This is a genomic window from Pseudacidovorax sp. DMC4 (assembly GCF_056314265.1).
Genome location: NZ_JBQUYR010000004.1, coordinates 157,053 through 183,740 on the forward strand (window position 1 = coordinate 157,053; position 26,688 = coordinate 183,740).

A 26,688-nucleotide genomic window follows, 5' to 3' on the forward strand; every position below is an offset into this window, starting at 1 on the left:
ACGGACGACGCCGCCCCGCCGCCGCGCCACACTGCCGGCCGGCCCGCAACGAGGCCGCTCCCGATCACGACAGAAGGAAACAACCATGCAACGCAGTCACTGGAAGGCATTGGCGGGTGGCGCCGTGCTCGCCGCCCTCGTTGCGGCGCCCGCCGCATTCGCGCAAGGCTATCCCGAGCGGCCGATCGAGCTGCAGGTGCCCTTCGCACCCGGCGGCACCACCGACATCGTGGGCCGCGTCATTGCCGATCCGCTGGGCAAGATCCTGGGTCAGCCGGTGGTGGTGGTCAACAAGGCCGGCGGCGGTGGCGCCGTGGGCGCGCTGGAAACCGCACGCGCCACGCCGGACGGCTACAAGCTGGGCGTGGCCACCGTGTCCAGCACGGCCGCCAATCCGGCGATCAACCCCAAGACGCCGTACAACCCGCTGACGGACTTCACGCCCATCATCAACATCGCGGCCACGCCCAACGTGATCGCCGTGAACCCCAGCTTTCCGGCCAAGGACTACGCGGGCTTCATTGCCGAGCTGAAGAAGAACCCGGGCAAGTACTCGTACGGCACCTCCGGCACCGGCGGCATCGGCCACCTGCTGATGGAGCTCTACAAGAGCGTGACCGGCACCTTCATCACGCACATTCCCTATCGCGGCGCCGGTCCGGCCCTCAACGATGTGGTGGCGGGCCAGGTGCCCATGATCTTCGACAACCTGCCCTCGGCGCTGCCCTTCATCAAGGCCGGCAAGCTGGTGCCCATCGTGGTGGCCGCGCCGCAGCGCCTGAAGGAGCTGCCCAATGTGCCCACCTTCAAGGAAGTGGGCCTGGAGCCGGTGAACCGCATGGCCTACTACGGCATCCTGGGGCCCAAGGGCCTGCCGAAGGAGGTGGTCGACAAGATCAGCATGGGCACCAAGAAGGCCCTCGAAGACCCGGCCGTGCGCAAGCGCATCGAAGACACCGGCTCGATCATCGTGGCCAACACGCCCGAGCAGTTTGCTGAACAGATCAAGGCCGAGTACGCGGTCTACAAGGACGTGGTGCAGAAGCAGAAGCTGACGCTCGACAACTGATGCGCCCGCGGCTGGCCGGCGCTCCGTGACGCCAGCCGGCCTGCACCACCAAGCCCGCCTGCTCGGCCTGTCCGCGCGGGCGTTGTCGTTTCAGCTCTCCGTTGTGCTGCGCGACAGCCGCGGCGCGCGGAGCTGGATGCTCGCCTTCAGCGTTGCATGACTTCGCGCAGCGTGACTTCTGCCCCCGTATTGCCCCAGCTGCTTCGCACATAACTCAGCACCGCGGCAATGTCCTCATCGCTCAGCACATGGCCGAAGGGAGGCATGCCGTAGGGGCGCGGATTGCCCTCGGTGGCCGGCGGGTAGCCGCCGCGTCGCACCACCTGCACCAGGTTGACCGGGTTGGCCAGGTTGACTGCCCGGTTGCCCGCGAGCGGCGGGAAGGCGCCCGGCTCCCCCTGGCCCTGGTCGCCGTGGCACCAGGCGCATTGCTGGGCATAGATCTTCTCGCCGCGGGCCAGCAGCGACACGTTGCGGTGCGGTGGCTGGGTGGGGGCAGGCGGCGCGGGCTGCTGCGGCAGCTCCTTCAGGTACAGCGCCATCGCCTGCAGGTCCGCGTCGCTCATGTGCTGCGTGCTGCGGTACACCACCTCGGCCATGGGGCCCAGCACCGAGCCATGCTCGGTGCGGCCGGTCTTGAGCAGCGCCACGATGTCCTGCAGCGGCCAGCCGGCCACGCCCGCCTCGTGCGGCGCGTCGAGTGCGGGTGCATACCAGTTCTCGCCGGGCAGCATGCCGCCGGCCAGGCCGCGGCTCACATCGGTTGCGCCCAGCGTGTTGCGGCTGCCGTGGCAGGCGATGCAGTGGCCCAGGCCCTGCACCAGGTAGGCGCCGCGGTTGTGCTCGGCCGAGCGACCGGGCTCGGGCACGAACTCGGCCGGCCGGAAGAACAGCGCCCGCCACACGGCCAGCGCGACCTGCGTGTCGTAGGGAAAGCGCAGCGTGTGCGGCCGGTTGGCCTGCGTCACCGGCGGCAGGCTCTGCAGCCAGGCGAAGAGCGCGTCCGAATCCTCGCGCGTGACCTGCGTGAAGCTGGTGTACGGAAAGGCCGGATACAGCAGCCGCCCGTTGCGCGAGCGGCCATGGTGCAGGGCGCGCCAGAAATGGTCGGCGTTCCACTGGCCGAGGCCGGTGAGCGGGTCGGGTGTGAGGTTGCCGGCATACAGCGTGCCGAAGGGCGTCTCGATGCCGCGCCCGCCTGCATAGGCGGCGCCGCCTCGGGCGGTGTGGCAGCCAGCGCAGTTGCCGGCAATGGCCAGGTAGCGGCCGCGGTCGAGCTGCGCGGCCGAGGCCGCGGGCGGCGGCAGGTCCCCGCGGATCGGGGCTTCGCCGCGCAGGTTGAGCAGCACCACGGTGGTCGCCAGTGCGGCGAGCAAGGCGGCGAGGGCCAATCCGCTCCACAGGGCAACGCGTCGGAATCCGAACAGGCGGGCTTCGGTCCCGGCAGCACGGGGCGCGCTCATTGGTGCGCCTCCATCGCGCTGCACGCCACCGGCAGGCCCGCGGGCAGGGCCGACGGGGGCACGGCCTTGTAGTTCGCCGGCACCGGCTGCGCGGCCAGCCAACCGGCGACGGCGCGGATGTCCTCGCTCTTGAGCCGCCTTCCGACCTCTGCCATGCAGTCGGGTGCCAGTGCGCGCCGGTCGCCCGTGACCCAGGCGCCCAACTGCGAGGCGATGTACAGGCGCGGCAGCCCCAGCAGCCCCGGAATGCCCGGCTGCACGCCGGTGAGCGCCGGTCCGTGGCAGCGCACGCAGGCCGGAATGCCGCGCGTTGCATCGCCTTCGAACACCAGCGCCCGGCCGCGTGCCAGCTCGGCGGCCGGCAGGTCGGAGGGCGTGGGCGCGGGATAGGGCAGGTCCAGCCCGGCGAAGTACTCGGCCATCTCGCGCAGGTAGGCATCCGAGAGCTGGGCCAGCAGGTGGTTCATGTCGGCCTGCTGGCGCCGGCCGTCGCGGAAGCTGCGAAGCTGGTCATAGAGGTAGCCGGCCGGCTTGCCCGCCAGCCGCGGGAAGTAGCCGGAATTGGTCGCCAGCCCCTCGCGGCCGTGGCAGGTGGTGCAGGCGGCCATGCGGCGCTGCATCTCGTCGGCGGCCTGGGCGCTGCTCAGCGTGCCGGCCAGAAGTGCCAGGGCCAGCACGACCCCGCGTGCAAGGCGTGGGCGCACGCCGGGTCCCTGCCGCGCGCGAGCCGCCTCCGGCCCGCCTTGTCGTCTCGTCACCGTTTTCTTCATGGTCGACTCCGTGGCTCCGTTGCGTCCTCAACCCGCGGGGCGGGTGGCCCGGTGAAGCGCGCGCACCACGTCCGACTGCGTGATGATGCCCACCAGCCGCTTGTCGGCATCGATCACCGGCAGGTGGTGATGCCCCGCCTCGGCGAACAGCGGCACCAGCTCGGCGATGCGGCGGTGGCCGCTCACCACGCGCACCTCGCGGGTCATGATCTGGCCGACGGTCTCGGGCTTGTCGGAATGGGTGAGGCCGTCGCGCCGCAGCAGTGTGCGCAGGCGCTCGCCCACGCCTTCGTGCTGCTCCCAGCCGGCATGGCGCAGGAAGTCGGCCCGCGTCAGGATGCCCACCACGCGCTGCGAGCGGTCCACCACCGGCAGGGCCTTCACGCCCCGCGTGCGCATCAGCGCCCAGGCTTCGTCCAGCGGTGTGCCGAACTGCACCGACGCCGGTTCGGGCGACATCACCTCGGCGCATTGCAACTGGCCGAAGTTGCGCTCGTAGGCAGCCGATTCGGCGTACTGCAGGATGTCCTGCAGGTCGTCGCGGCTCACGTCCAGCACCTGGTTGTAATGGGCCAGGGCCGCATCCAGGTCGGCGGCAGAAAAGCGGTCGGCCGCCGACGCGGGGGCCGGGGCCTGCGGCGCATGCGGATAGCGCCGGCCGGTCAGGCCGTTGTAGAGCATGCCCGCCAGCACCAGCAGCAGCGAGTCGACCAGCATCGGAAAGAGCGCGAAGCCGAAGCCCACGCCGCCCAGCGCCGCCAGCAGGGCCGAGGCGCCGCCCGGCGGATGCAGGCAGCGCAGCGCGAACATCACGGCGATGGCCGCCAGCACCGCCACCGCGCCCGCCCAGGCCGGGTCGGGAATCAGCAGGGAGCAGGCGCTGCCCACCAGCGCCGAGACGGTGTTGCCGCCCACCACGGCCCAGGGCTGGGCCAGCGGGCTGGCCGGCACCGCGAACACCAGCACCGCGCTGGCGCCCAGCGGGGCCACCAGCCAGGGGGCGCTCATGCCGGTGCGCAGGGCCCAACAGCGGGCGATCAGGGCTGTGAGCAGGATGCCCAGCCCGGCACCGGCGAAGGCCCGCAGCCGTTCGCGGGCGTCCACCCGGGCGGCGGCGGGACGGAAGCGGGCCGCCAGATCGGCCCAGGAGAGAGATGGCATGGTCACGCAGGCAATGCCGGCGCGCGGCTGCCGGCGGGAAGAGGCTGGCCGGCTCGGGGCGGCCGGTACGGGGCGGTCGTGGCCGCCGCCCGTATCCTACGTGGCGCACGGCTTTGGTGCATCTGCCCGGGCGCTCGCGGGCGACATCGGCCGGCCCTCGGCATGCGATCAGCTGCAACCATAGGGAATGAATTCGGTGCGCTGCTCGTCCACCTTGAGCGGCTGGCCGACGAAGGGAAAGGCGCGCTGGGCGCAGTCGCGCCGCTCGCACACCTTGCAGCCCATGCCGATGGGCGTGGCGCGCGCCGGGTCCTGCAGGTCCAGCCCGTCGGCATAGACCAGGCGAGGCGCATGCCGGATGTCGCAGCCCAGGCCGATGGCGAAGGTCTGGCGCGGGGCGCCCCAGCCGCGGCTGCCGCCAGCCACCGTGCGCGCCACCCACAGGCTGGTGCGGCCGTCGGGCATGCGGGCCAGCTGCGGCAGGATGCGCCCCGGCTGGCTGAAGGCTTCGTACACCGCCCACAGCGGGCAGGTGCCGCCCGTGCGGCTGAAGTGGAAGTGCGTGGCCGACTGCCGTTTGGAGATGTTGCCCGCCCGGTCCACCCGCACGAAGAAGAAGGGCACGCCCGGCGCACCCGGCCGTTGCAGCGTGCTCAGGCGGTGGCAGGCCGTCTCGAAGCCCACGCCGAAGCGCAGCGCCAGCAGGTCGATGTCGTGCCGCAGCCGGTCGGCGGCCTCCAGGTACTCGCCATAGGGCAGCAGCAGCGCGCCCGCGAAGTAGTTGGCCAGGCCGATGCGCGCCAGCCGGCGGGCCGGCGCGTCGGCGTCGAAGGGCGCGTCGCCGGTCAGCGCCGAGAGCGTGTCGGCCATCTCCAGGAAGGCGAGTTGCGTGGCCATCTGGAAGGCCTGCTGCGCCGGTGCCAGCAGCGGCGAGAGGGTCAGCGTGCGGCTGGCCGCGTCGTACTGCCGCTTGCCGCCGATGCCGGTTGCATCGGCCTGCGTGACCCGCACGTCGTGCCGCTCGCGCAGGCGCTGCGCCAGCCAGGGCGCCATGGCGCCGCCGCGTGCGCGGGTCTGCGCCGCCAGCGACTCGGCCGCGCGGTCCAGTGGATCGAAGTGGTTCCGCTGGGCAAAGAAGAAATCGCGCACCGCCTCGAAGGGCGTGGCGCGCGGCAACCCGAGTTCGGACGACCGGTCGTCGCCCAGGCGCAGCGCCATGGTCTCCAGCTGGGCCTGCAGGTCGAGTTGACGGCGGTGCAGCGCGACCAGCGCGCGGCCCAGCGCGGGCATCTGGGCGGCCACCTCCTGCATCTCGGGCAGGCTGACCGGCTCGGCGGCATCGGCCAGGGCCTCGCGCAGGCCGGCCACCAGGCGTGCCTCGTCGTCTTCGGAGAAGGCCTGGATGTCGACGCCCAGCGTCCGGTTCAGCCGCAGCAGCACCGCCACCGTGAGCGGGCGCTGGTTCTGCTCCAGCTGGTTGAGGTAGCTGGGCGACAGGCCCAGCGCCTGCGCCATGGCGATCTGCGAGAGGCCGCGCTCGGCCCGCAGCTTGCGCAGGCGCACGCCCATGAAGCTCTTCTTCATGCGCAACTCCGTGGCCCAGTGATTCGCAGGATTCGCAGATTCGCCGATTTCGTTCGCACCGATTCGCCTTTTCAGTCCTGGTGGGAGGGCGCCATTCTGCGTAGATTGCGAAGCCTTGCAAGCCGGCTGTTCCGCCGCTGCACACCGTCAGGAGACCTGCCCCATGAGCCTTGCCACCGCACTCGCCCCTGCGCCCGACGCCGCGCCCGCCTTCAAGCCCAAGAAGTCCGTCGCGCTTTCCGGCGTGGCCGCCGGCACCACGGCCTTGTGCACGGTGGGCCGCAGCGGCAACGACCTGCACTACCGCGGCTACGACATCCTGGACATCGCCGAAGTCTGCGACTTCGAGGAGATCGCGCACCTGCTGGTGCACGGCACGCTGCCCAATCGCGCCGAACTCGCGGCCTACAAGGCGCGGCTGCGGGCCCTGCGCGGCCTGCCCGCCAGCGTGAAGGCCGCCCTGGAGCGGCTGCCCGCCGCCGCCCATCCCATGGACGTGATGCGCACCGGCGTCTCGGCCCTGGGCTGTGTGCTGCCCGAGAAGGACGGCCACGGCGCCGCCGGCGCCCGCAACATCGCCGACCGCCTGCTGGCCTGCCTGGGCTCGATGCTGCTGTACTGGCACCACTGGAGCACCAACGGCCGGCGCATCGAGGTCGAGACCGACGACGACGCCATCGCCGGCCACTTCCTGCACCTGCTGCACGGCCGGCGGCCCGGCGAGGATTGGGTGCGCGCCATGCACACCTCGCTCAACCTCTATGCCGAGCACGAGTTCAACGCCAGCACCTTCGCCGCGCGGGTCATCGCGGGCACGGGCAGCGACATGTATTCGTGCATCGCCGGCGCCATCGGCGCGCTGCGCGGCCCCAGGCATGGCGGTGCCAACGAAGTCGCCTTCGAGGTGCAGCAGCGCTATGCCACGCCGGACGAGGCCGAGGCCGACATCCGCCGGCGGGTGGACGCGAAGGAGGTCGTGATCGGCTTCGGCCACCCGGTCTACACGGTGGCCGATCCGCGCAATGCCGTCATCAAGGGCGTCGCCCGGCGCCTGTCGCAGCAGGCGGGCGACCCGCGGCTGTTCGACATCGCCGAGCGGCTGGAGTCGGTCATGTGGCAGGCCAAGCGCATGTTCCCCAACCTTGACTGGTTCAGCGCCGTGAGCTACCACCGCATGGGCGTGCCCACGGCCATGTTCACGCCGCTGTTCGTCATTGCCCGCACCAGCGGCTGGGCGGCCCATGTGATCGAGCAGCGGCAGGACAACAAGATCATCCGGCCCAGCGCGGTCTACACCGGCCCCGAGGACCGCGCCTTCGTGCCGCTGGACCAGCGCGGCTGAGCGATGGCCCTCCTTCGCGCGATCCGCGCAGGTTCCCGTCAGGTTGAGACACCGACCATCCCGCGCCCGGCCGGCCGCATGGTGCGGCCCGCCCATCTGGAGACATCTTCGTGACCCTCAATCGCCGCCTCTTCAACACCGGCCTCGCCAGCCTGGCCCTGCCGCTCGGCTTCGACGCCGCCGCGCAGGACGGCTACCCCAACAAGCCGATCCGCATCGTGTGCCCTTTCGCGCCGGGTGGCGGCTCGGACTTCATCGCCCGCGTGGGCTCCAACCTGCTGGCCAAGGGCGTGGGCCAGTCGGTGATCGTCGACAACCGGCCCGGCGCCGGCGGCACGCTGGGGACGGACTATGCGCTGCACCAGCCCGCGGACGGCTACACGCTGCTGCTGGTGGCGGGCAGCTACACCGTCAACCCGGCGCTGTACAAGCTCAAGTTCGATCCCGTGGCCGACATCACGCCCGTGATCCAGCTGTCCAAGGGCGCCTACGTGCTGTGCATCAACCCCAACAAGGTGCCGGCCAAGAACATGGCCGAACTGCTGGACTACATGCGCAAGAACCCCGGCAAGGTCGCCTTCGCCTCGGCCGGCAACGGCAGCCACCTGCACATCACGACCGAATACCTGTTCGGCATGGCCAAGGTCAAGGGCACGCACATTCCCTACAAGGGCACCGGCCCGGCCGTGACCGACCTGGTGGCCGGCAACGTGGACCTGCTGGTGGCCGGCACCGAGGCGCTGATGCCGCATGTGAAGGCCGGCAAGCTGCGCGCCCTGGGCGTGACCACGGCCCAGCGCCTGGCGGCCTACCCGGACCTGCCCGCCATCGCCGAAGCCGGCCTGCCCGACTACGACGTGGTGGCCTGGCACGGCCTGATCGCGCCCAAGACCCGCCCGCCCGCGGTGCTGGCCAAGATCAACGGCGCCATCAACACCGGCCTGAAGGCGCCCGAGCTGGTCGCGCAGCTGGAGCCCACGGGCGTGTCGCCCGCGGGTGGCACGCCAGAGCAGTTCGGCGCGCTGATCAAGGCCGAGATCCCGCGCTACGCCAAGGTGGCGCGCGACAACAACATCCAGGCCCAGTAAAAACGGGCCGGCCGGCGCGGGCCGCCGGCCGTCTTCCCGCAACGCGGCGGCGCACCGAGGCGCCGCCCGCTCCACGATCCCATGAACAGTCTTCACCGCCAGCCGCTTGCCGGTACCGATCTGCATTTCTACGACGCCCGCGCCGCCATCGAGGCGCTGCAGCCCGGCGCCTGGGCCCGGCTGCCCTACACCGCGCGGGTGCATGCTGAGAACCTGGTACGCCGCGCCGACCCGGCCCGCCTCGACGACTACCTGCGCCAGCTGATCGAGCGCCGCCGCGACCTGGACTTTCCCTGGTACCCGGCACGGGTGGTGTGCCACGACATCCTGGGCCAGACCGCGCTGGTGGACCTGGCGGGCCTGCGCGATGCCATCGCGGCCGAAGGCGGCGATCCGGCCGCGGTGAACCCGGTGGTGCCGGTGCAACTGATCGTGGACCATTCGCTGGCGGTGGAATGCGGTGGTTTCGATCCCGACGCCTTCGCCAGGAACCGCGCCATCGAGGACCGCCGCAACGAGGACCGCTTCCACTTCATCGAGTGGACCAAGCGGGCCTTCGACAACGTGCAGGTGATCCCGGCGGGCAACGGGATCATGCACCAGATCAACCTGGAGAAGATGTCCCCGGTGGTGGCCGTGCAGGACGGCGTGGCCTATGCCGACACCTGCGTAGGCACCGACAGCCACACGCCGCATGTCGATGCGCTAGGCGTGATCGCCGTGGGCGTGGGCGGCCTGGAGGCCGAGAACGTGATGCTGGGGCGTGCGTCGTGGATGCGGCTGCCCGACATCGTGGGCATCGAGCTGATCGGCGAGCGCGCGCCCGGCATCACGGCCACCGACATCGTGCTGGCGCTGACCGAGTTCCTGCGCCAGCAGAAGGTGGTGGGTGCCTATGTGGAGTTCTTCGGCGAGGGGGCGGCGAAGCTGTCCATCGGCGACCGCGCCACCATCTCCAACATGTGCCCCGAGTACGGCGCCACCGCCGCGCTCTTCGCCATCGACGCGCAGACGCTGGACTATCTGCGCCTCACGGGCCGCGACGAGGCGCAGGTGCGCCTCGTCGAGACCTATGCCAAGGTGGCCGGCCTGTGGGCCGATACGCTGGCCGAGGTCGCGTACGAGCGCGTGCTGCGCTTCGACATCTCCACCGTCGAGCGCAACCTGGCCGGCCCTTCCAACCCGCACCGCCGTCTGCCGGCCAGCGCCCTGGCCGAGCGCGGCATCGCCGATGCGGCCAAGCTGGCGGCCGGCCGTGCCGACGAGGCCGCGGGCCGCCTGCCCGATGGCGCCGTCGTCATCGCCGCCATCACCAGCTGCACCAACACCAGCAATCCGCGCAACGTCATCGCCGCCGCGCTGCTGGCGCGCAATGCCAACGCGCACGGGCTGTTGCGCAAGCCCTGGGTCAAGACCTCGCTGGCGCCCGGCTCCAGGGCCGTGGAGCTCTACCTGCAGGAAGCCGGCCTGCTCGGTGAGCTGGAGCGGCTGGGCTTCGGCATCGTGGCCTTTGCCTGCACCACCTGCAACGGCATGAGCGGCGCGTTGGACCCGGCCATCCGGCAGGAGATCGTGGACCGAGACCTGTACGCCACGGCCGTGCTCTCTGGCAACCGCAATTTCGACGGCCGCATCCACCCGTACGCCAAGCAGGCCTTCCTGGCCTCGCCGCCGCTGGTGGTGGCCTATGCCATTGCCGGCACCATCCGCTTCGACATCGAGCGCGACGTGCTGGGCACCGACGCGCAGGGCCGCCCGCTGCGCCTGGCCGACCTGTGGCCCAGCGACGCGGAGATCGACGCCGTGGTCGCGTCCAGCGTCAAGCCCGAGCAGTTCCGCCGCGTGTACGAACCCATGTTCGCGATCCGCGCCGAGGGCGAATCACGCGCCAGCCCGCAGTACGACTGGCGCCCGCAGTCCACCTACATCCGCCGCCCGCCCTACTGGGACACCGAGGGCATGGGCGCGCTGGCCGCCCAGCCGCGGACGCTGCGCGGCATGCGGCCCCTGGCCCTGCTGCCGGACAACATCACCACCGATCACCTCTCGCCCTCCAACGCCATCCTGGCCGACAGCGCGGCCGGCGAGTACCTGGCCCGCATGGGGCTGCCGGAGGAGGACTTCAACTCCTACGCCACGCACCGCGGCGACCACCTCACGGCCATGCGTGCCACCTTCGCCAATCCGCAGCTGGTCAACGAGATGGCCGTGGTCGATGGCGAGGTCAAGAAGGGATCGCTCGCCCGCATCGAGCCCGAGGGCCGCGTGGTGCGCATGTGGGAGGCCATCGAGACCTACCTGCAGCGCCGCCAGCCGCTGGTGGTCATCGCCGGCGCCGACTACGGCCAGGGCTCCAGCCGCGACTGGGCGGCCAAGGGCGTGCGCCTGGCTGGCGTGGAGACGGTGGTGGCCGAGGGCTTCGAGCGCATCCACCGCACCAACCTGATCGGCATGGGCGTGCTGCCGCTGGAGTTCTTGCCCGGCACAACGCGGCTGACACTGGGGCTGGATGGCACCGAGACCTATGACGTGGAGGGCGAACGCATGCCCGGTGCGCAGTTGGATCTCATCGTTCATCGCCGCAACGGCGAGCTGCTGCGCGTGCCGGTGCGCTGCCGGCTGGACACGGCCGAGGAAGTGTCGGTCTACGAAGCCGGCGGCGTGCTGCAGGGCTTTGCGCAGGACTTCCTGGCGGGGCAGACTGCACGCCTTCAACCGACCGCCCGCTGAATCATGCCCGCCCATCAGATCAAGATCCCCGCCACTTACATGCGCGGTGGCACCAGCAAGGGCGTGTTCTTCCGCCTGCAGGACCTGCCCGAACGCGCCCGCACGCCCGGCCCCGCGCGCGATGCGCTGCTGATGCGCGTGATCGGCAGCCCCGACCCCTACGGCAAGCAGACCGACGGCATGGGCGGCGCCACCTCCAGCACCAGCAAGGTGGTCATCCTGTCGAAGAGCAGCCGCCCCGGCCATGACGTGGACTACCTCTTCGGCCAGGTCGCCATCGACAGCGCCTTCGTCGACTGGTCGGGCAACTGCGGCAACCTGTCGGCCGCCGTGGGGCCCTTCGCCATCGCGGCGGGCCTGGTCGATGCGGACCGCGTGCCTGCGGAAGGCGCGTGCACCGTGCGCATCTGGCAGGCCAACATCGGCAAGACTATCGTGGCCCATGTGCCCATGGCGGATGGCCAGGTGCAGGAGACGGGCGACTTCGAACTCGACGGCGTGACCTTCCCGGCGGCCGAGGTGCCGCTCGAATTCCTGGACCCGGCGGAGGAGGGCGAGGGCGGCGCGATGTTCCCGACCGGCCGGGTGGTCGACCAGCTCGACGTGCCCGGTGTCGGCACCTTCGCGGCCACGCTGATCAATGCCGGCATCCCCACCATCTTCCTCAACGCGGCCGAGCTGGGCTACACCGGCACCGAGCTGCAGCCGGTCATCAATGGCGACGCCGCCGCGCTGGCGCGCTTCGAGACGATCCGCGCCTGGGGCGCCGTGCGCATGGGGCTGATCCGCGACGTGGCCGAGGCCGCCACGCGGCAGCACACGCCCAAGGTGGCCTTCGTCGCGCCGCCGCAGGAGTACGTGGCCTCCAGCGGCAAGCCCGTGCGCGCGGCCGACATCGACCTGCTGGTGCGTGCGCTCTCCATGGGCAAGCTGCACCACGCCATGATGGGCACCGCGGCCGTGGCCATCGGCACCGCGGCGGCCATTCCGGGCACGCTGGTCAACATGGCCGCAGGGGGTGGCGAGCGCAGCGCCGTGCGCTTCGGCCATCCCTCTGGTCTACTGCGGGTCGGCGCCGAGGCGCGGCAGGTCGATGGGCCGGCCGGGCCGCAATGGCAGGTCACCAAGGCCCTCATGAGCCGCAGCGCCCGCGTGCTCATGGAAGGCTGGGTGCGCGTGCCCGGCGACTGTTTCTGAACCGGACCGCCGACGCGCGCCAGGCCATGGCGGTTGCGCCCGGCGGTCGAATCCTCTCGCTTGCATGTCCACTCGCAAACAACTCAAGTCCCTGGTCGAGGCCCGACGCGGCGTGCTCGTGCCCGGGGCCTTCAATGCCCTCTCGGCCCGCGTGATCGAAGACCTGGGCTTCGAGGCGATCTACGTCACCGGTGCCGGTGTCACCAACATGTGGTTCGGCATGCCCGACCAGGGCTTCATGGGCCTGGCCGAGATCGCCGACCACACGGCCCGCATCCGCGACGCCGTCGAACTGCCGCTGATCGTCGATGCCGACACCGGCTTCGGCAATGCGCTCAACGTCCATCACACGGTGCGCACGCTGGAGCGGGCCGGCGCCGACTGCATCCAGCTGGAAGACCAGGTCGCGCCCAAGCGCTGCGGTCACTTCTCGGGCAAGGAGGTCATCAGCACCGAAGAGGCCGTGAGCAAGATCAAGGCCGCCGTCGATGCGCGCCGCGATGCCGACCTGATGATCCTGGCCCGCACCGACGCCGCCGCCACGCACGGCTTCGAGGCCGCCATCGAGCGCGCACAGCAGTTCGCCGAGGCCGGGGCGGACATCCTCTTCGTCGAGGCAGTGACGAAGGCCGACGAGGTGCGCGCACTGCCGCAGCGCCTGGCCAAGCCCCAGCTGATGAACATGGTCATCGGCGGCAAGACGCCCATCTTCAACGCCGACCAGTTGGGCGAGCTGGGTTACGGCATCGTGCTCTATGCCAATGCCGCGCTGCAAGGTGCGGTGATGGGCATGCAGAAGGCCCTGACCGTGCTGCGCGACCAGAAGGAAGTGCAGGAGTCCAGCGGCCTGGTGGCGCCCTTCGCCGAGCGGCAGCGCCTGGTGGGCAAGCCCGGCTGGGACGCGCTCGAAAAGCGCTACACCTGAACGGGCGACACGATGCCCACCCGACGTTCCTGGCTCGGCGCCGCAGGCGCTGTGGCAGCCCTGCTGGCAGCCGGCTGCGCCCCCGCGCCGATGCGGCTGGACGGCACTTTCCTGCAGCCCTGGCGCAGCCACGAGGCGCTGTCGCTCGAGGAGTGGCAGCGCCGCCTGCGCGTGACGCGCGAGCTGGGCTGCCGCGAGGTGGTGGTGCAGTGGATGGGCCTGTACGGCGGCGCCAACGACTGGATGCTGACGCCCGCGCTGCTGCAGATGCTGTTCGACGAAGCGGCGCGCCAGGGCATGGGCGTGCGCCTGGGCCTGCCCTACGACGAGCGCTGGTGGACCACGCTCGGTGCCAAGCAGCCCGAGGCGCTGCCGGCCTTCCTGACCCAGACGCGCGAGCGCAGCCTGGCCGCCATGCGCAGCGAGCCCTGGCCGGCCCATGCCGCCTTCCGCGGCTGGTACCTGCCCTACGAGATCGACCAGTACAACTGGGCCACGCCCGAGCGCCGGCGCCTGCTCACCGCCTGGCTGCGCGAGCTGGCGGCCGAGCCCCTCAAGCGCAGCCAGCCGCGCCTGGCCGTCTCCACCTTCTACAGCCGCCTGCCCACGCCGGGCTCGCTGGACGGCCTGTGGGCCGAGATCCTCGACGCGGCGCCGCTGCGGCCCATGCTGCAGGACGGCGTGGGCGTGGCCGGCATGGGCAACTACGCCGGCCTGGAGCCGCTGCGCCGCCTGCTGCGCCAGCGCGGCGTGGCCTTCGACCTCATCGTGGAGCTGTTCGAGCAGTTGCCCAACCCGCCCGGGCAGCCCGACGGCTTCCGCGCCCGGGCGGCCACGCTGGAACGCGTGCGTGCCCAGCTGGAGGTGGCGCGCACCTATGGTGCCGAGCATGTGCTCGCCTTCGCCATCGACCCCTGGCTGCTCGGCGACACGCCCGAGGCCAAGAAGCTGCTGCGCGACTGGCGCGGCGGCGACGCCTGAAAAAAGCGTCCGCGCGTGGTCGATGTCACACCGGGCGCGCTCGCGTCAGGTGCTGGTCACGCCTGCTCCGCAAAGCTTGCGAAAAGTGAACATATACTAAAAATGTATCAACATTCGCAAGTTGTGGACGGGCATGAAGGCCGCTGAATCGTTGTCTGCAGCGGCCTCCGTGGAGGACGCCACATCCCGTGCGGCCGAGGTGGCCGCCGCCCATGCCGATGCCGTCGACCGCGAAGGCCGGCTGCCCACCGAGGTGCTCGACGCCCTCCGGGCGGAAGGGCTCATGGGCCTGCTGGTGCCCGCCCGCCACGGCGGCCCCGGGCTGCCGCTGCGCACCGTGGTCAACGTCTGCCGGCGCCTGTCCGAGGCCTGCGCCTCGACCGGCCTGATCTACGCCATGCACCAGTCGCAGTCGGCCGTGGCCATCCAGCATGCGCAGAACAGCGACTGGCTGCAGGGCCTGCTGGCGCGCATGGCGTCCGGGCAGTTGCTGGTGGCCTCGGCCACCACCGAAGGCGCCACCGGCGGTGCCATCCGCTCCAGCGCCTGCTTCCTCGACCTGCAGACGGATGGCCGTCTGCAGCTGCGCAAGAACGGCGCCGTCATCTCCTATGCGCCTGCGGCCGACGTCTTCCTGGTCAGCGCCCGCCGCGCCGAGGATGCCGCGCCCACCGACCAGCGGTTGGTGGCCGTGCTGAAGGACCAGATCCAGCTGCACGCCCACGCGCCCTGGAACCCCATGGGCATGCGCGGTGCCCGCACCGACCGCTACGACCTGGTGGCCGACTGCGGGCCCGAGCAGGTCTATGCCGAGCCGTTCTCGGTGCACATGTCGCAGACCATGCTGCCCACCTCGCACCTGCTGCTGGGCGCCGTGTGGCTGGGTATCGCCGTCTCGGCGCTGGGCCGGGCGCGCGCCTTTCTGCGGCACCGCAACCGTGGCGGTGCGCCGCTCAACCCCATCGCCAACCTGCGGCTGGCCGAGGGCGAGACGCTGGTGCAGCAGTTCCGCGGCACGCTGGCGGCCTGCATGGCGCTCTACGAGGACGCCGCCGGGCCGCAGACCGCCACCGAGCGCATGGTCAGCTACAACGCGCTGAAGGTCGGCGCTTCGGAGCTGGTGGTGCGCGTCACCGACATCGCGCTGCGCATCTGCGGCATCCAGGGCTACATGGAGCCGGGCGAGTTCTACCTGAGCCGCCACATCCGCGATGCCCATGCCGCAGCCGTGATGGTCAACGACGATCGCATCCTCGGCAGCCTTTCCACCGTGGTGCTGGGCGTGCCGCTCAACCGCGACCTTTGAACATCGAGGCCCCGCGCCTCCGCCTTTTCCATCCATGACCACGCCTGCCGAGATCGAACAACAACTCATCGTCCTGATCCAGTCCGCCATCCTCAAGAAGGTGGACCCGGAGGTGCCCTTGCTCGAATCCGGCCTGCTCGATTCCGTGGCCGCCGTCGAGTTGATGCTGGCCATCGAGAGCCGCTTCGGCTGCACGGTGCCCATCACCGAGGCGCAGGAGCATCTTTACTCGGTGCGCACGCTGACCGACTTCGTGGTCGCCAACGCCGCCTGAGGCCTGCCCCGCCCGCCATGCATTTCGACTACGACAGCGGCCGCTTCGTCCAGACCGAGTCCGGCGGTGAGCGGCCCGCCATCGTGGCCCGCGACCGCCACCTGGACTGGGCCCAACTGCAGCGCGAGGCCGAAGCCTGGTGCGACGAGGCCCGCCGCCTGGGCCTGGGCGCGGACATGCCCATCGTCATCCGCGGCCACAAGGAAGCGGCCTTCATGGTGGCGCTGACGGGCGCGCTGATGCTGCGCGCGCCCTTCGTGCCGGTCGATGCCGTGTACCCGGCCGAGCGCCTGGCCAGCATCTGCCAGATCCTCGATGCCCATCTGCTCTACGACGCGGCCCAGGGCCGCTTCGAGGTGCTGCGCGACGGCGCCGGCACGCCGCTGGCCGAGAAGCAGCTCTGCTACGTGATGTTCACCTCGGGCACCACCGGCCAGCCCAAGGGCGTGCAGATCGGCCGCGAGAGCGTGCAGGGCCTGATCGACTGGATGCGTCTGGACTTCGGCCTGGGCGAGCGCCCGGTCTTCCTCGACCAGACGGTGTTCAGCTTCGATGTGTCGCTCTACGACGTGTTCGGCATGCTGGCGCTGGGCGGCACCATCCTCATGCTCGACCGGCAGGACGCCGCCTCGCCGCTCAAGGTGGCGGCATTGATGGCCGAGCATGGCGTGACGACCTGGGTGTCCACGCCGTCCTTCGCGCAGCAGCAGTTGGTCAACCCGGGCTTCACGCAGGCCGCGCTGCCGCAGTTGCGCACCTTCGTCTTCTGCGGCGAGCCGCTGCCGGTGCCGCTGTGCCGGCAGCTGCGCAAACGCTTTCCCGATGTGCCGCTGCTCAACACCTATGGCCCCACCGAAGCCACGGTGGCGACCACGCTCCTGGTGGTGGAAGACGCCATGCTCGCCACCGACGCGCCGTTGCCCATCGGCCGCGCCAAGCGCGACAGCGCCGTGTACTGCGACGAGGGCGAGCTGTGCATCGCCGGCCCGCATGTGATGCGCGGCTACCTCAACCGGCCCGACCTCAACGCCACGCGCATGTTCGTCCGCGACGGCCAGCGCGGCTTTCGCACAGGCGACCTCGGCACCGAGACCGAGGACGGCCTGCTCTTCTGCCATGGCCGCATCGACGACCAGATCAAGCTCAATGGCTACCGGCTGGAGCTGATGGAGGTGGACGCCGCCCTGGCCACGCTGCCGGGCAACCGCGGCGCTTCGGCTGTTGCCCTACGCCGGCCCAACGGCGCCGTGGCCCGGCTGGTGGCCTTCGTCGAGACCGGGAGCGACGACCCGGCGCTGCCGGCCGAACTGGCCGACTGGAAGGCGCTGCTGGCCGCCCGCCTGCCGCACTACATGGTCCCGTCGGAGCTGCTGCCCTGCGCGCAGTTGCCGGTGTCGGTCAACTACAAGACCGACCGCGCCAGGCTGGCGCGGCTGTACGAGACGCTCAACGCTTGAAGGTGTCGGTGCGGGCCGGCTGCATCGTCAGCACCGGCTTGTCGGCGGTGCCGGTCATGAACAGGCTCAGATGGTCGCCGGCCTGCAGCGCGGGAAGGGCCTGCGGCGCGCTCGTGGCACCGCCGCAGGCCGCCGCCAATTGCGCCTGCACCGGATTCACCGAACGCGCACCGGCCGTCATCGGCGCGACGTCGCGCACGACGGGCGTGCCAGCGGGTGCGATCTGCAGCTGGGCCTTGGCGCAGCCGGGCACCAGGTTGTAGAAGCGCAGCTCGGCTTTGAGCGCATCGGGCACGTCGCCCGTGTCGTCGATGGCGGTGAAGGCATGGCCGCTGCCCTCGCGGCGCAGCACCCAGGTGCCGAAGCGGTCGGGCTGCACCTCCAGCGTCGCGCTCTTCTTTCCCCCCACCTGCACGGTGAAGGGCTTGCCGCCGGCCACGATGGCGTAGCTGGTGGCGGGGGCCTGCGGCCCGATGCGCTGGGCCGGGCCGCCGGCCACCTGCACCAGCAGCGTCTCGGTCGTGGGGTTGACCACGCGCACGAAGGACGAGCCGGCCGGTGGCCGCGCGGCATACAGCTGCGACAGGGCGCCGTCCTGGGCCTGGGCGGGCAGTGTCACGAAGGCGGAGACGGCGGGCAGCACCAGCGCGCGAAGGAGGAAGGCGAGAGGCTTCATCAGAATTGAAAGTAGAGGAACCGCGCTTCGCGATGCAGGTTCATGACGCTGACCAGCAGCAGGATCAGCACCACGACCAGCCAGCCTGTGCTCGGCTGCCAGCGCAGCCACGTGGGCCGGCCTTCCTGCACGCGCCCCAGGGCAGGCGAGAAGCGGCCGAGGATCTGGTAGGCGTTCGGCGCGCCCCAGGCGATGGCCAGCAGCCCCACGATCAGCAGCGCCTGCATGTGGCGGCCGATCAGCGCCTGCCAGCCCGCCCAGCCCTGCGCCAGCAGGCCGGCCGTCTGCGCGCCGCCCAGCGACTCCACGCCGCGCAGCCCGGCCATGCCTTCGAGCAGTGCCAGGGCGCCCTGCACGTCATGGGCGCGGAAGAACACATGCGCCACCGTCACCGAGGCAAAGGTCAGGCCCACGCAGGCGATGAGCCACAGCCGCTTGCCGCGCGCACCCTGCGGCGCGATGCGTGGCGCCAGGCCGATGCGCCAGGCGTGGTTGAGGCACAGGTAGCTGCCATGCAGCAGCCCGTAGATGAAGAACTGCAGCCCTGCGCCATGCCACACGCCCGCCAGGCCCATGGTGTAGAGCGTGGGCCAGCCGATCATCAGCGCGAAGCCCAGCGGCGTGCGGCTGCCGGCGGCACCCACCGGCAGGCCGCGGCGGCTGCGCCAGCGCGACACCTTCATGGCCATCGGGTAGTAGAGGTAGGTGGTGAGGTAGCGCGTCAGCGTCATGTGCCAGCGCGCCCAGTAGTCGATGATGCTGGCCGCCTTGAAGGGCGAGTTGAAGTTCAGCGGAAAGCGCACGCCGAACATCTTGGCCAGGCCCAGCGCCATGTCCGAATAGCCCGAGAAGTCGAAGTACAGCTGCAGCGTGTAGGCCAGCGCGGCGCCCCAGGCGCCCCAGAACTGAGGGTCGCCCGGCGCCGCGAAGCCGGCGTCGGCATAGGGTGCGATGCTGTCGGCCAGCAGCACCTTCTTGGCCAGCCCGATGACGAACAGCGTGCCGCCCACCGACAGGTTCTCGGCGCGGAAGCGGTAGGTCTCGGCCTGGTCGAACTGCGGCATCATTTCCTTGTGATGCAACACCGGCCCCGCGATCAGGTGCGGGAAGAAGGTGACGAACAGCGTGTGGTTGAGCAGGCTCGCCTTCTTCACCGCGCCGGCCTGGCAGTCCAGCAGGTAGCCGATCTGCGTGAAGGTGAAGAAGGAGATGCCCAGCGGCAGCAGGATGTCCTGCACCGGCCCCGCGCGCAGCCCCAGGTCGGCCAGCGCAGCCAGTAGCGTGGTGAAGTACTTGTAGTGGAACAGCAGCGCCAGGTTGCAGCCCACGCCCACCGCGGTGATCCACCACTGCCGGCGCTTGTCGGCAGCACTGCCGATGATGAGCCGGCTGAACACATGGTTGACCAGGATCGAGCCGGCCAGCAGCGCGACGAAGCGCGGGTTCCACCAGCCGTAGAAGACGAAGGAGGTCAGGCACAGCCACAGCGCCGTCCAGCGCCGGCCGGCCGCGGCCAGGGCGTAGTAGCCACCCAGCGCCACCGGCAGGAAGAGGAACAGGAAGAGGTACGAGTTGAACAGCATGCGCGTCAGGGCAGGGCGGCGGCGGCACGCGCCTCGTCGGCGCTCAGGGGCAGCGAGAGCGAGAGCTCGGAGAAGGTCCACACCACGAGCTTGAGGCTGGCGGGCCAACGGTCCTGCTGGGCCAGGGCGGCCAGCATGGCGCCGGAGAAGTAGCCGCCGTCGTGGCTGATGGTCCAGACCTCGCGGCCGAGCTGGCGGCCCAGGCGGCCGGGGAATTCGCTGCGAAGGCCGTTGGAGTCGCCCACCAGCAGCACCTCGGCCGACGGTCCCGCATCCAGCAGACCGCCAGTGGCCACGGGCACGATGCGCTCGGGCGTGAATTGCTCCAGCGTCGGGCGCCAACCTTCGGGCATTCGATCCAGGCCGGCCAGCACGATCAGGTCGCCCATGCGCGGCTCGGGCATCGCCCCGCGCTGGTCGTCGAAGCGCTGCTCGCCCGGGCCGCCCAGCATCGGCAAGGCGGCCCGGGCGATGGCGTCGGCCGCCGCCTCGGCGCCCGCCGGGGCCATGTGCACGTCGGTGCGGTAGTAGGCCTGGGGCAGGGCCGCCAGCGCAGGGCGCAGGTCCACCTGAGGCACGCCGGCCTCGGCCAGGCGCTGCTGCCAGTCGTCCAGCCGAGCCTGCATGACGGCCGACACCGGCAGGCCGCACAGGTGCGCGGCCTCGATGCGCGACTTGTCCGGCACCGTGGCCACCACCAGTTGCACGCCGCGCGCGCGCAGCACCTGCGCCCAGTGCCGCATCAGGGCCAGGCGGCGCGCATAGGCCGCGGCCGCGACGGCCTCGCCGGCCGGTGGCCGCAGCCCGTCGCGGTAGAAGAGCCAGCCCGGGCAGCCCGGGGCCACCTGCGGACCCAGGTCGCCAAGCAGGCGCCAGCGCAGGCCGGCACCCCAGCGCGTCCAGTCGGACTGGCCGGGCAGGGCGCCCAGCGTGCGGTTCATGGCGGCCTCGGCGCCGGTCTGCTGCCAGGCGGTGCGATCCGTCGTTCCCAGCCGCCACGCGCCCCAGGCGAGGCCGGCGACCAGCAGCAGGCCGATGACGATGGCGAAGGGGACGTGCCGGCGGTCGGGGGGGGCGGAGGCGGAGGGCGGGGGCGCAGGCGGTGCGGCCATGCTCACGCGAGCGCGGCCTGGATGCGGCGCTGCCACTCCTCGGCCGACACCACCGACGCGCTGTCCCACAGCCCGCGCGCGTCCGGTCCCAGGTGGAAGTTGGGCTCGAACAGCTGCCACACCAGCGCCTGCGGCTTCTGCTGGCGGAAGGCATTCGATTCCACGTACTCGAGCAGCACCCGCCAGAAGCCCACGTCGCCCGGCTTCCAGTTGACCGACACCGGCCGGTCCAGCACGTTCGACAGCTTCTGCGGAAAGCCGAAGTAGGGCTGCACCATGCTGTTGCCGGTGACGTGCACCGGCGAGGGCGCGTCGGCCAGCAGGCTTTCGCCATCGCCGGCGCGGCGCACCGAGTAGATCTCGCGGCCCACGGCGCGGCGCTGCTCGGGCGAGAGGAAGCGGTCCGCCAGGTCGCCGTAGCGGCGTTCGTTGATCAGCGGCCCCAGCGCCATGCCGGTGCCGGGCTGGCCGGCCAGGTTGGGCACCTTCTGGCGGATCAGGTCGGCCGTGGCCTGGGCCGTGGCGTCGGCCGCGGGCTGCGCCCAATGCTGGTCGGTGCGGTAGTAGACCGGCTGGCCGGCGGCCTTGAGGGCCATCAGCAGCTTGTCGTCGTCGAAGGTGGCCACGCCCGCCGTCTGCAGGCGCGAGAGGATGCCGGCGTAGCGCTGGCGCATCTCGGGCGACATGGGCTTGTCCGCGGGCAGCTTCTCCTCGTAGATGCGCATCTTGTCGGGCAGCACCGGCACCACCAGGGCCACGCCCTTGGCCGCCAGCAACTGGCTCACCTGCGCCACGCGCGCCACGGTGGCGTCGATGCCCTTCCAGTCGGGCGTGGACAGGCTGTCCCAGGCCGCGAAGATGTAGTTGTCCTGGCCCACGAAGGCCAGGTTGTCGGCGGGCTGGGCCCGTGCCAGGCCGGCCAGGGCCAGGCCCATGGGCAGGCCCAGCAGGTGGCGGCGTCGCAGGCCGCTGGCGGTGCGGTCGTCGGTCATGGATGCAAACCCCTCGTCGTGTCGTCTCGGTGCGCGCGGCTGGGCCGCGCGTCGGCAGGAATCAGTAGGAATAGGACAGCGTCATGAACAGGCCCTTGGCCCGGTCGGCATCGCCGCCCAGGCGGGCGCGGTACTGCAGGCTCAGGTCGGCATGCGAGCGCTGGGCGTTGTAGCGGTCCTCGTTGAGCCAGTAGCGCAGGTTGACGCCGATGCCGGCGCCGGCGGACCAGCTGCTGCCGTTGCCCGCCAGCGCGAAGCTGCTGGTGCCGGCCAGCGGCACGCCGCTGACGCGCGCCTGCGTCGAGTACCAGTCGGCCGCCAGCGTGACGTGCGGGAACACCACCAGCCGGTCGCTGTACGAGGTCAGGAAGCTGCGGCCCACGCGCACTTCACCGGCCGCGAAGCCCTGGCCGCGGCGCAGGCGCCCGTTGCCGGTGGCGAGCGTGTTGCCCGAGGCATCGCGCTCGGTGTAGTCCACGCCATGGTCCAGCAGCGTGTAGCCGGCCTGCACGTAGCCTTCCATCGTGTACCAGCTGGGCTTGTCCAGCCGCAGCGCGGTGCCCTCGTAGAAGCCGTAGAGCATGTAGGCCTGCCAGCCACCCGAGGCCTTGCCGCCCTGGTAGTCGATGGTGGCGGCCTGGCTGTTGAGCGCGCAGCGCACCGAGGCCGGCCCGGCGTTGATGGCGCCCGAGCGCGTGGCCGTGCCCAGCAGGAACTGACGCTCGATGCCGAAGGTGAGGTTGGTGCCCGCATCGGGCGTGAAGCGCGCGCCGATGGCGCCCGTGGTCGACGGCCAGCCCGAGGCGCTGTTGAAGGTGCCCTGGCTCACGGTGGTCGTGCCGCCGCAGGGGTTGTCCACCACCTGCGCGCCGGTCACCGTGTTGCCGCTGTGCAGCGTGTTGGACAGCCGGCCGTAGACCTCGAAGGTGCGGTTGCTGCTGTTGAGGAACTCCGGCGGGCGCCAGTAGGCCTCCACGGTGCTGAAGGTGGAATTGCCCGGCACCGAGATCGGCTGGCCGGCCAGCGCGTTCGAGGGCGAGCGCGCGCCGCGGTAGCCCACCGAGGCGTTGACGCCCCATTCGCGCGAGAAGTTGGCGACGGCGCTGCGGGTGTCGAAGCGCTGCTGCCTGTCGAGCGTGAGCTTGCCCGCGTCGGCATCGTCGATGGCCTGCCGCAGCATGGCGGCGGCGGCGGGGCGGTTGCCGACGGCGGCGGTGGCATAGGCCTCGTCCAGCACGTTGGTCTCGGGCGCCTCGCCGGTGCTGCGCGCCGCCACGAAGTCCTGCAGCGACAGGTCGTACTGCTTGCGCGCGCCATAGAGGTAGGCGCGCTGGCGCAGCAGGCCGGCGTCGGTGGGCTTGGCCGCCAGGGCGGTGTTCAGGCGGTCCATGGCCTCCTGCTGCTCCTGCGCATTGCCGGAGGCCAGCGTGGTGGTCAGCAGGTTCTGGTTGGCCTCGCTGTCGGGCTGCTCGGCCACGGCGCGGCGGGCCAGGGCGATGGCCTTGGGGTATTCCTGCCGGCCATAGGCCGCATAGGCACGGCTGGCGGGGCTGTCGGTGCCCGGGTCGTCCCAGGGCGCCAGTTCGCAGACGGTGCCGTAGGGCGTGTCGCGGCACAGCTGCAGCGGCGCATGGGTCTCCAGGCTGTTGTCGGCGTCGGTGCCCCAGCCGGCGAAGCGGCTTGCACGCTTGAGCCTTGCCTGCGCCTGGGCATCGTCCGCCGGCAGCGGGGCCAGCAGCGCCTTGGCGCGATCGGGCTGGTCGGCGGCCAGCGCCAGGTCGGCGCCGATCAGCCGGGCATTGCGGCGCTGGTCGTCGGTGATCCAGTCCAGCGCCAGCACCTCGTCGATGTCCTGCTGCGCGGCGGCGGTCTCGCCCAGCGACTGGCGCAGGTAGGCGCGCAGCAGCTGCACGCCGGTGTTCTCGTCGTCGGCCGACAGGGCTTCGGTGGCGGCCTTCTCGGCTGCGGCGTCGTCGCGCATGGCCTGCAGCACACCGATGAGCAGCATGCGGTGGCTGGCCACGTCGGGCGCGATGCGCACCGCATCGCGGGCCTCGGCCAGCGCCTCGCGGTTGCGGCCCTTGTTGAGGGCGGCGTAGGCGGCCTGGGCGTGCAGGTTGGCGATCTGCTGCCGCGCCAGTCGCATGCGGGCCATGATCGCGTCCTTGTTGGGCGCGCCCAGGGCCATGGCCACGTTGCCGTACTGCACCACGTCGTCGTAGCGCTGCTGGTTCTCCAGCGCGTTGAGCCACAGCAGGGTCCAGGGCCCTTGGCTGGGATCGATGCGCACCGCCTGCTCGGCCAGCTTTGCGGCCTCGGCGTACTTGCCGTCGTTGTAGAGGGTGTAGGCCTCGGTGGCGATGGGAAAGCCGCGGCGATAGGCCTCGGTGGTGGGGGCGGCGCCGGTGCCGGCGGGCGCCGGACGCAGGTTGACCAGCGCGGCCTGCAGCTCGGGGCTGCCGTGGCCCTGCGCGATGGCCTGCGCGGCGCTGCGTTCGGCCTCGTCCAGGCGGCCGAGCTTCTGCAACGTGTAGACGCGCAGCAGCTGCAGGCGCGGCACGTCCGGCCGCAGCTTCAGGGCGGCGTCGGCGCGCTCCAGAGCCAGTGCATAACGGCCCTGGTTGTAGGCGCGGTAGCCCTGCGCGGCCAGGCGCCAGGCGGTGCCGCGCAGGCGGTTGCCGCCGCGGCTCGCGCGGCCGGCGCGGGGCCCGGGCGCACGCGCGGCGGGGGCCGCGCGGCGCTCGCCGGGCCGCACGAACTGCGCGGGCGCGTCGGGCGAGGGCGGCTCCTGCAACTGCGCCAGGTCCAGCCGAGTGGGGATCGTCGGCAGGCGGCGGGCGCCGGCGCCCAGCACCACGTCCGGCCCGCCGGGCGGGAAGGGGCCCTGCGGCGGCGCCGGCGGCGGCGCACCGCCGATCTGCATGAGCGGGTCGGCGTCGGCGGAAGAGGGCAGGCCCCGCGGCTCGATGCGGGCCATGCGCACCATGGCCAGGCTGTCGCCCGACAGGCGCCGGCGCCAGCCGGGCAGTTCGGCCATCTGCAGGGCGTCCTGCGGTGTCTCGGGCACGGGCGTGGGCGCCGGCTGTCCGCCGGCCGTGGCCGTCTCGGGCAGCGCCAAACGGTAGGCGACACGCAGCTGGACGCCGGTGTCCTGCCCGGCGGGTGCCTCGGCGGCGAGGGGCGCGACCGAGGCCAGGGCCGGCATCACCGGCCAGGCCGCGGCCAGGGCCATCGCCAGCGTGGCTTTGCGGTGCAGCGGTTTCATGCGGGAGCCTGTTGTTGGGTGTGGGTTTCGAGGCCGACGAACTGCGAGTCGTTCTCCTGGAAGGCGATGGCCTCGTCGAGGGTGGCGTCGTCCAGCCAGCCGTTGTCCACCAGGATGGCGCCCAGCGGCCGGCGCGACTGCGCCTGCTGGCGCAGCGCGGCCTCCAGGTGCTCGGGGTCGATGGCCCGCCATGACAGCAGCAGCTCGCCCAGGCGCTGGCGCGTCTGCACCAGGTGGTCGTCGGAGGGGAAGTCGTGCATGGTCTTGTCCCACACCAGCCGCGTGCCGAAGAGCTTGTGCGACAGGAACAGGCGCCAGGCCCGGGCCGCGGCGGCGGCATTGATGAAGTTGCCCACCACCATTCGCGGCACCGAAAGCAGGCCGTGCTCCCAGCCGTACATGCGGGTCACGAACCAGGCGCGCTGCAGCACGCGCCAGACCAGCAGCACGCCGTTGATGGCCATCACCGTCACCACCCAGCTGCCCGGATGCAGCAGCGGCGGGTAGTGCACGGTGAACCAGCCGAACTGGTAGGCCAGGAAGAACAGCATGAAGTTCAGCACCAGCAGGTAGCCCAGCATGGCGACGAAGGAGGTCACCAGGCCCTTGCGGTCACGGTAGAGCAGGTACTTGGCCGCGAGCGAGCCGCGCCAGCCCACCTGCTCCCAGCCCTGGAAGCCGATGCCCAGCGTCCAGCGGGCCTTCTGCCGGTAGGCGGTGCGGAAGGTGTCGGGAAAGAACTCCCGCACGCCCAGCGGCATGCGCAGGGCATGCACCTTCTCGCGCCCCAGGCCGAACCACGAGCTGCGCCGCGTCACGTAGTCCACCTCGAAGCGGCCGAAGATCTGCTTCATGCCGAGCTGGCCCAGGCGGTTGCCGATGTCGTAGTCCTCGGTCAGGCTGTCCACGTTGAAGGGCTGGTTCTGCGTGGCCTCGGCCAGGGTGTGCAGGGCGCGCAGCGAGAAGCAGGTGCCCACGCCGGCCGACGGCACGGTGCCCGCCAGGCTCTCGCGCACCACCAGGTCCTTGCTGTGCCATTCGGCGAACTCGTCCATGTAGGTGCCGGCCACCAGTTCGAACCAGTGGCGCTCCAGCGAGGTCACCGGCAGCTGGATGAAGTCCATCCGCGGCAGCAGGTAGTTGTAGTACTTGAGCTCCAGCGGGTGGAGCACGTCCTCGCTGTCGTGCAGCACCACGCCCGCGAAGCGCTGGCCGGTGGACTTCTCGTACTTGAACACGGCCTGCACGACCCAGTTGAGGCAGTCGGCCTTGCAGGTGGGGCCGTCGTGCGGCACCTCCACGCGCACCAGGTGGCGGTAGCGCCGGCGCATGCGCTCCACCTCCTCGATGGTGCGCGCGTCGTTGCGGTAGGTGCCGACGAAGATCGCGTAGTCGCGGTACTCCAGCGTGGAGACCATGTTGGCCAGCATGGGCGCGATCACGTCGTACTCGTGCCACGCCGGGATCATGATGGCCATGGGCTGCTCTGCGCGTTCGCGCAGCTGCGCCACCGACAGCGGCGCATAGCGCCGCCGCACGGTGAGCGCGCGCCAGGCCTCGCGCACCCAGTACCAGAGGTCGATGAACAGGTCGTCCAGCCCCGAGATCAGCACCAGCACCGCCACGGTCGCCGTCAGCACCTCCAGCAGGTGGTAGTAGTCGGCCGCCAGGTACGGCCAGTAGAGCGAGTCCATGCGGGAAAAGAGCCTCAGC

General features: G+C 71.3%; 20 protein-coding genes. 10 read left to right on the forward strand and 10 right to left on the reverse strand.

The window, feature by feature from the left end; translation table 11 throughout:
• Positions 1-85 precede the first annotated feature (85 nt).
• Positions 86-1,069, forward strand: coding sequence for a tripartite tricarboxylate transporter substrate binding protein BugE (locus tag ACT54X_RS09470; RefSeq protein WP_294367176.1), 984 nt, complete (start codon positions 86-88; stop codon positions 1,067-1,069).
• A 146-nt stretch (positions 1,070-1,215) separates the two neighbouring features.
• Here ACT54X_RS09470 and ACT54X_RS09475 read toward each other — a convergent pair whose 3' ends face one another.
• The 4 genes from ACT54X_RS09475 to ACT54X_RS09490 form a co-directional block, all read right to left on the reverse strand.
• The gene (locus ACT54X_RS09475; protein ID WP_294367179.1) at positions 1,216-2,532 is read right to left on the reverse strand and encodes a c-type cytochrome; all 1,317 of its coding nucleotides are present in this window, start codon (positions 2,530-2,532) and stop codon (positions 1,216-1,218) included.
• Positions 2,529-3,236: a c-type cytochrome gene (locus ACT54X_RS09480; protein WP_294367183.1), complete on the reverse strand. Its 708-nt coding sequence runs from the start codon at positions 3,234-3,236 to the stop codon at positions 2,529-2,531. The genes ACT54X_RS09475 and ACT54X_RS09480 overlap by 4 nt, the downstream gene beginning before the upstream one ends.
• 93 nt (positions 3,237-3,329) lie before the next feature.
• Complete coding sequence (locus ACT54X_RS09485) at positions 3,330-4,463, reverse strand: HPP family protein (protein WP_476346189.1); 1,134 nt, start codon at positions 4,461-4,463, stop codon at positions 3,330-3,332.
• A gap of 168 nt (positions 4,464-4,631) precedes the next feature.
• Positions 4,632-6,047 carry a short-chain fatty acyl-CoA regulator family protein gene (locus ACT54X_RS09490; RefSeq protein WP_476346191.1) on the reverse strand — a complete coding sequence of 472 codons (1,416 nt, stop codon included), beginning with the start codon at positions 6,045-6,047 and terminating at the stop codon, positions 4,632-4,634.
• A gap of 163 nt (positions 6,048-6,210) precedes the next feature.
• Here ACT54X_RS09490 and prpC point away from each other — a divergent pair, with 163 nt between their 5' ends.
• The 9 genes from prpC to ACT54X_RS09535 all read left to right on the forward strand — a co-directional run bounded on the left by prpC (position 6,211) and on the right by ACT54X_RS09535 (position 17,347).
• Positions 6,211-7,389, forward strand: a complete 1,179-nt coding sequence (gene prpC, locus ACT54X_RS09495; RefSeq protein WP_294367191.1) for a bifunctional 2-methylcitrate synthase/citrate synthase — start codon at positions 6,211-6,213, stop codon at positions 7,387-7,389.
• Positions 7,390-7,499: 110 nt separating this feature from the next.
• On the forward strand, positions 7,500-8,477 hold the full coding sequence (locus ACT54X_RS09500; RefSeq protein WP_476346193.1) for a tripartite tricarboxylate transporter substrate binding protein: 978 nt from the start codon (positions 7,500-7,502) through the stop codon (positions 8,475-8,477).
• 81 nt (positions 8,478-8,558) lie between these two features.
• Entirely contained in the window at positions 8,559-11,207 is a 2,649-nt protein-coding gene (gene acnD / locus ACT54X_RS09505) for a Fe/S-dependent 2-methylisocitrate dehydratase AcnD (protein ID WP_476346195.1), read from the forward strand.
• Between the two features lie 3 nt (positions 11,208-11,210).
• A complete protein-coding gene (prpF, locus tag ACT54X_RS09510; protein WP_476346197.1) occupies positions 11,211-12,404 on the forward strand; it encodes a 2-methylaconitate cis-trans isomerase PrpF in 1,194 nt (397 codons plus the stop codon).
• Positions 12,405-12,468: 64 nt separating this feature from the next.
• On the forward strand, positions 12,469-13,329 hold the full coding sequence (locus ACT54X_RS09515; protein ID WP_476346199.1) for an isocitrate lyase/PEP mutase family protein: 861 nt from the start codon (positions 12,469-12,471) through the stop codon (positions 13,327-13,329).
• Positions 13,330-13,341: 12 nt separating this feature from the next.
• Complete coding sequence (locus ACT54X_RS09520; protein WP_476346201.1) at positions 13,342-14,310, forward strand: DUF4434 domain-containing protein; 969 nt, start codon at positions 13,342-13,344, stop codon at positions 14,308-14,310.
• Positions 14,311-14,443: 133 nt separating this feature from the next.
• Entirely contained in the window at positions 14,444-15,616 is a 1,173-nt protein-coding gene (locus tag ACT54X_RS09525) for an acyl-CoA dehydrogenase family protein (RefSeq protein ID WP_476346203.1), read from the forward strand.
• A gap of 34 nt (positions 15,617-15,650) precedes the next feature.
• Positions 15,651-15,890, forward strand: coding sequence for a phosphopantetheine-binding protein (locus ACT54X_RS09530; protein ID WP_476346205.1), 240 nt, complete (start codon positions 15,651-15,653; stop codon positions 15,888-15,890).
• A gap of 17 nt (positions 15,891-15,907) precedes the next feature.
• A complete protein-coding gene (locus tag ACT54X_RS09535; RefSeq protein ID WP_476346206.1) occupies positions 15,908-17,347 on the forward strand; it encodes an AMP-binding protein in 1,440 nt (479 codons plus the stop codon).
• Here ACT54X_RS09535 and ACT54X_RS09540 read toward each other — a convergent pair.
• From ACT54X_RS09540 to ACT54X_RS09565, 6 genes are all read right to left on the reverse strand, one after another.
• Complete coding sequence (locus ACT54X_RS09540) at positions 17,337-18,023, reverse strand: alginate O-acetyltransferase AlgF (RefSeq protein ID WP_476346208.1); 687 nt, start codon at positions 18,021-18,023, stop codon at positions 17,337-17,339. The two genes, ACT54X_RS09535 and ACT54X_RS09540, sit on opposite strands and share 11 nt — an antisense overlap.
• Positions 18,023-19,606, reverse strand: coding sequence for an MBOAT family O-acyltransferase (locus ACT54X_RS09545; RefSeq protein WP_476346210.1), 1,584 nt, complete (start codon positions 19,604-19,606; stop codon positions 18,023-18,025). The genes ACT54X_RS09540 and ACT54X_RS09545 overlap by 1 nt, the downstream gene beginning before the upstream one ends.
• Before the next feature lie 5 nt (positions 19,607-19,611).
• Positions 19,612-20,718: an alginate O-acetyltransferase AlgX-related protein gene (locus ACT54X_RS09550; RefSeq protein ID WP_476346212.1), complete on the reverse strand. Its 1,107-nt coding sequence runs from the start codon at positions 20,716-20,718 to the stop codon at positions 19,612-19,614.
• A gap of 2 nt (positions 20,719-20,720) precedes the next feature.
• On the reverse strand, positions 20,721-21,710 hold the full coding sequence (locus tag ACT54X_RS09555; RefSeq protein WP_476346214.1) for an alginate O-acetyltransferase AlgX-related protein: 990 nt from the start codon (positions 21,708-21,710) through the stop codon (positions 20,721-20,723).
• A 61-nt stretch (positions 21,711-21,771) separates the two neighbouring features.
• The gene (locus ACT54X_RS09560) at positions 21,772-24,975 is read right to left on the reverse strand and encodes an NfrA family protein (RefSeq protein ID WP_476346216.1); all 3,204 of its coding nucleotides are present in this window, start codon (positions 24,973-24,975) and stop codon (positions 21,772-21,774) included.
• Entirely contained in the window at positions 24,972-26,669 is a 1,698-nt protein-coding gene (locus ACT54X_RS09565; RefSeq protein ID WP_294367624.1) for a glycosyl transferase family protein, read from the reverse strand. Before ACT54X_RS09565 ends, ACT54X_RS09560 begins: the two co-directional genes overlap by 4 nt.
• Between the last annotated feature and the right edge of the window lie 19 nt (positions 26,670-26,688).

Bases quoted from the DNA above. Each gene is read 5' to 3' on its own strand.
- ACT54X_RS09470 (WP_294367176.1), top strand. From the start codon at position 86: ATGCAACGCAGTCACTGGAAGGCATTGGCGGGTGGCGCCGTGCTCGCC.
- ACT54X_RS09475 (WP_294367179.1), bottom strand. From the start codon at position 2,532: ATGAGCGCGCCCCGTGCTGCCGGGACCGAAGCCCGCCTGTTCGGATTC.
- ACT54X_RS09485 (WP_476346189.1), bottom strand. From the start codon at position 4,463: ATGCCATCTCTCTCCTGGGCCGATCTGGCGGCCCGCTTCCGTCCCGCC.
- ACT54X_RS09490 (WP_476346191.1), bottom strand. From the start codon at position 6,047: ATGAAGAAGAGCTTCATGGGCGTGCGCCTGCGCAAGCTGCGGGCCGAG.
- prpC (WP_294367191.1), top strand. From the start codon at position 6,211: ATGAGCCTTGCCACCGCACTCGCCCCTGCGCCCGACGCCGCGCCCGCC.
- acnD (WP_476346195.1), top strand. From the start codon at position 8,559: ATGAACAGTCTTCACCGCCAGCCGCTTGCCGGTACCGATCTGCATTTC.
- prpF (WP_476346197.1), top strand. From the start codon at position 11,211: ATGCCCGCCCATCAGATCAAGATCCCCGCCACTTACATGCGCGGTGGC.
- ACT54X_RS09515 (WP_476346199.1), top strand. From the start codon at position 12,469: ATGTCCACTCGCAAACAACTCAAGTCCCTGGTCGAGGCCCGACGCGGC.
- ACT54X_RS09520 (WP_476346201.1), top strand. From the start codon at position 13,342: ATGCCCACCCGACGTTCCTGGCTCGGCGCCGCAGGCGCTGTGGCAGCC.
- ACT54X_RS09525 (WP_476346203.1), top strand. From the start codon at position 14,444: ATGAAGGCCGCTGAATCGTTGTCTGCAGCGGCCTCCGTGGAGGACGCC.
- ACT54X_RS09530 (WP_476346205.1), top strand. From the start codon at position 15,651: ATGACCACGCCTGCCGAGATCGAACAACAACTCATCGTCCTGATCCAG.
- ACT54X_RS09535 (WP_476346206.1), top strand. From the start codon at position 15,908: ATGCATTTCGACTACGACAGCGGCCGCTTCGTCCAGACCGAGTCCGGC.
- ACT54X_RS09540 (WP_476346208.1), bottom strand. From the start codon at position 18,023: ATGAAGCCTCTCGCCTTCCTCCTTCGCGCGCTGGTGCTGCCCGCCGTC.
- ACT54X_RS09545 (WP_476346210.1), bottom strand. From the start codon at position 19,606: ATGCTGTTCAACTCGTACCTCTTCCTGTTCCTCTTCCTGCCGGTGGCG.
- ACT54X_RS09550 (WP_476346212.1), bottom strand. From the start codon at position 20,718: ATGGCCGCACCGCCTGCGCCCCCGCCCTCCGCCTCCGCCCCCCCCGAC.
- ACT54X_RS09555 (WP_476346214.1), bottom strand. From the start codon at position 21,710: ATGACCGACGACCGCACCGCCAGCGGCCTGCGACGCCGCCACCTGCTG.
- ACT54X_RS09560 (WP_476346216.1), bottom strand. From the start codon at position 24,975: ATGAAACCGCTGCACCGCAAAGCCACGCTGGCGATGGCCCTGGCCGCG.
- ACT54X_RS09565 (WP_294367624.1), bottom strand. From the start codon at position 26,669: ATGGACTCGCTCTACTGGCCGTACCTGGCGGCCGACTACTACCACCTG.